Genomic DNA, 3,086 nt, shown 5'->3' on the forward strand with positions numbered 1-3,086 from the left:
GCGGGCGCAGGCGCGGGTTTGGGCGCAGGCGGGGGCGCCAGCTTCTGGGCCGGAGGCGCAGGAGCTGCCTGGCTCGGGATCACCGGCGCCTCGCCGGGGCTGGGCCGCTGGTCGACGGTCGGACGGATGCTGACCGCCAACGAAATCACCAGCGCCACAACGCCTACCACGAAGATCGATGTCAGCGCGCTGCCGACGAGCAGGAACGGCTTGCGGCTCTCGTCGTCGTAGTAGGTCTCGTCGGCGGCCGGCTCGATCTCTTCGGAGTAGGCGAGCGGGTCCGAATACGCCTCGGCACCGTTGACCGGAGCCAATTGTGTGGCCGCGGCGGCCATCTGGAAGGCGTCGGCCGCGGTGGTTCCATCCGGATCCTGCGAGTACGCGAGGCCGGCGGTGGACGCTTCCATCTCGGGTGCGTGCGCCGATGCCAGCGCCGCGCCGCGAGCGAGCGCCAACTCGGGCTCTTCGGGTGCGCTGACGGGCAATGCGACGAGGTTCTCGACGTGGGCTTTCACCGCGCGGGCGTCGACGCCGGAGCCGACGATGAACAGCCCCTGCGGCGGCGAGTCCGAGGTTTCGACGGCCTTGGCCATCTCGGTGAAGACCGCCATGGCATCGGTGTCGTGCAGGTCGCGGCTGAGCACCTTGACCACCGAGCCGTCGTCGGTCTGCACCACCGACATGGTGGCGGTGTCCTTCTCGATGAACAGCAGCGCGGTGGTGTCGTAACCGATGGCCCGGCCGACCGCCTGGGCCAGCGCCGCGGCCGCGTGCGTCGCGGAAACCAGCATGACGTCGTCGATGCCGCGCGCGGTGAGAATGTCGCGCAGCGCCGCAGCGTCGGAGTGATGCGTCCACGTCACGCCGATGGACTTCAGATGGTGTCCGCTCGCGGCGGCGCTCTCCTTGGTTCCGAGCACCGCGGCGGCCACTTGTTCGGCCGCGCTGGAAGTTGCTGAGTCGTCGGTGGGAGTGACTTCGAAGACGTCGTGGTCGACGGTGACACCGTCCGCCTTTTCACCTTCGACCAGCACCATGCGGACCGTCGTAGGTGTCATTGACACACCTAATACGATGTCCACTGACCCCTCCAAAAGTTTGCTACGCTATCTAGGACGTCGATGCGCGATCTTTCGCCGCGACCCGACAACTAGTTACTTCATCGCCACTGCCAAGCCTGGCGTTACATCCAACCGCGTTTGCTGATGGCGGTGAAATACTGGCCGGATCGCGCGGCAGAACGGCGCCCGACGCCGGTACTCCAGACCCTACTCGCGTAATATGGCAACCGGGCGGTCGCCGTTCGAATTCCCGGGGTGGATCGGCGCTGGGTTGCGGCTCAGGTCAGCTTGATGAAGTTCTCGTACGAGCGCGACGGCGTCGGCCCGCGTTGGCCCTGATATTTCGACCCGGCTTTTGCGCTGCCGTAGGGATGTTCGGCCGGGCTGGTCAGCCGCAGCAGGCACAGTTGGCCGATCTTCATGCCGGGCCACAGGGTGATCGGCAGGTTGGCGACGTTGGACAGCTCCAGGGTGATGTGGCCGCTGAACCCGGGGTCGATGAAGCCCGCCGTCGAGTGGGTCAGCAGTCCCAGTCGCCCCAGCGAGGACTTGCCCTCCAGGCGGCCGGCGAGGTCGTCGGGCAGCGTGCAGCGCTCCAGCGTCGAGCCCAGCACGAACTCGCCGGGATGCAGGACGAAAGGCTCCTCCTCCTTGGACTCCACCAGCGAGGTCAGATCGTCCTGGCGCAGCGACGGGTCGATATGGGTGTAGCGGGTGTTGTTGAACACGCGGAACAGGTTGTCGAGCCGGACGTCGACGCTCGACGGCTGCACGAGTGCCTCGTCGTATGGATCGATGCCAAGGCGTCCCGCAGAGATCTCGCCGCGGATGTCACGATCGGAGAGCAGCACTCGACGAGCGTAACGGCTGAGATGTTAACCTTCGTGATCACCGGCCCCCGTGGCCATGCCGATGTAGTTCAATGGCAGAACATCAGCTTCCCAAGCTGAGAACGCGGGTTCGATTCCCGTCATCGGCTCCACGATGAACTGCGACAACGCCGTTCGATCCGTTCGATTCCTGGCCTCGGTGTCACGACGTTGTCACAACCCGGTTGAAAGTGTCACCCGCGGCCTTCAAAGCGTCGTCCTGCGAGTGCGCGTAGAGCCGCATAGTGAGGCTCGCGTCCTTGTGTCCGATCCACGCGGCGATGACGGCGACCGGCACTCCGGCGAGGTGCATCGCGGTGGCCGCGGTGTGCCGGGCGGCGTGCAGCTTGATCGGACGCAGCCCGGCCGACTTCACGGCGTCTTGCCAGTACCGCGAGAGCACCTGGGGGTGGTACGGGTCGCCCCTTTCATTGCTTACGACGTACTCGCCTGAGCGGTACGACGAGCCCGCCGCTAGCCGTTCGGCGGCCTGACGCGCCTTCGCCGTCCTCAGCACCGACACCAGACGATCAGGCAGCGGCAAGGTCCGCCGCGACATCGCCGACTTTGGATCGTTCTCGACGGCCTTGCCGCCAGCATCGACCCGGTTGTTGGCGATCGACAGCGTTTTGCATTCGAGGTCGACGTCGGGCCACCGCAGCCCGGCAATCTCGCCCCGCCGCAAACCGCACAGCGCGAGTTCCCACGCGTGGCCGAGTCGATCACCAGCGATCGACTTGAGCAGCGTTTGAACCTCGCCCTCGGTGTACGTGTCAACACTGTGGTGGCTGACTGCCACGGGATCGACGTGCTCGGCAGCGTTGCGCGCAACGAGGCCCTGACGCTGGGCGTCGGCGAGCACCATCGAGACGGTTTGACTGAACTTGTTGACCGCGATGGCGCCCCACGGCCGCCGCGTGCGCCCCTTGCTGGTCTTGGTGCCACCCGCCAGCAGGTCGGCAACCAGCTCGTCGACGTGAGCCTTGGTTAGCCGCTGCACGGGATCGTCGCCGTGGCGTTCGATCAACGGTTGCATGTCGTATTCGAGCTTCGCTTTGGACGTGGCGCGCAGCTTGTGGTGAATCGCCCTGGATTCGCCGGAGGCTCGAGCTATTGGATTCCGACCAGGGGTTGGTCGGTCCGTGATGCATCGTAG

Annotated in this window: 3 protein-coding genes and 1 tRNA gene; 1 reads left to right on the plus strand and 3 read right to left on the minus strand. The window is 66.0% G+C overall.

Going from position 1 to position 3,086, the window contains the following annotated elements; genetic code table 11:
* The coding region (locus CQY20_RS33490; RefSeq protein ID WP_420093248.1) for a DUF7159 family protein at window positions 1–1,082 on the minus strand (1,082 nt) is incomplete at its 3' end.
* Window positions 1,083–1,339: 257 nt separating this feature from the next.
* Window positions 1,340–1,912, minus strand: a complete 573-nt coding sequence (gene dcd / locus CQY20_RS33495; RefSeq protein WP_097945635.1) for a dCTP deaminase — start codon at window positions 1,910–1,912, stop codon at window positions 1,340–1,342.
* Window positions 1,913–1,969: 57 nt separating this feature from the next.
* Between dcd and CQY20_RS33500 the strand changes: the two genes are divergently transcribed.
* Window positions 1,970–2,043 (plus strand) — tRNA-Gly (locus tag CQY20_RS33500).
* Between the two features lie 50 nt (window positions 2,044–2,093).
* Here the strand turns inward: CQY20_RS33500 and CQY20_RS33505 are convergent.
* Window positions 2,094–2,966 carry a tyrosine-type recombinase/integrase gene (locus CQY20_RS33505; RefSeq protein WP_163700971.1) on the minus strand — a complete coding sequence of 291 codons (873 nt, stop codon included), beginning with the start codon at window positions 2,964–2,966 and terminating at the stop codon, window positions 2,094–2,096.
* Between the last annotated feature and the right edge of the window lie 120 nt (window positions 2,967–3,086).

The sequence above is a fragment of the Mycolicibacterium agri genome (assembly GCF_002553505.1).
GTDB classification, from domain to species: Bacteria; Actinomycetota; Actinomycetes; order Mycobacteriales; family Mycobacteriaceae; genus Mycobacterium; species Mycobacterium agri.

Coding starts and splice junctions, on each gene's coding strand:
- CQY20_RS33505 (WP_163700971.1), bottom strand. CDS start 2,966: ATGCAACCGTTGATCGAACGCCACGGCGACGATCCCGTGCAGCGGCTA.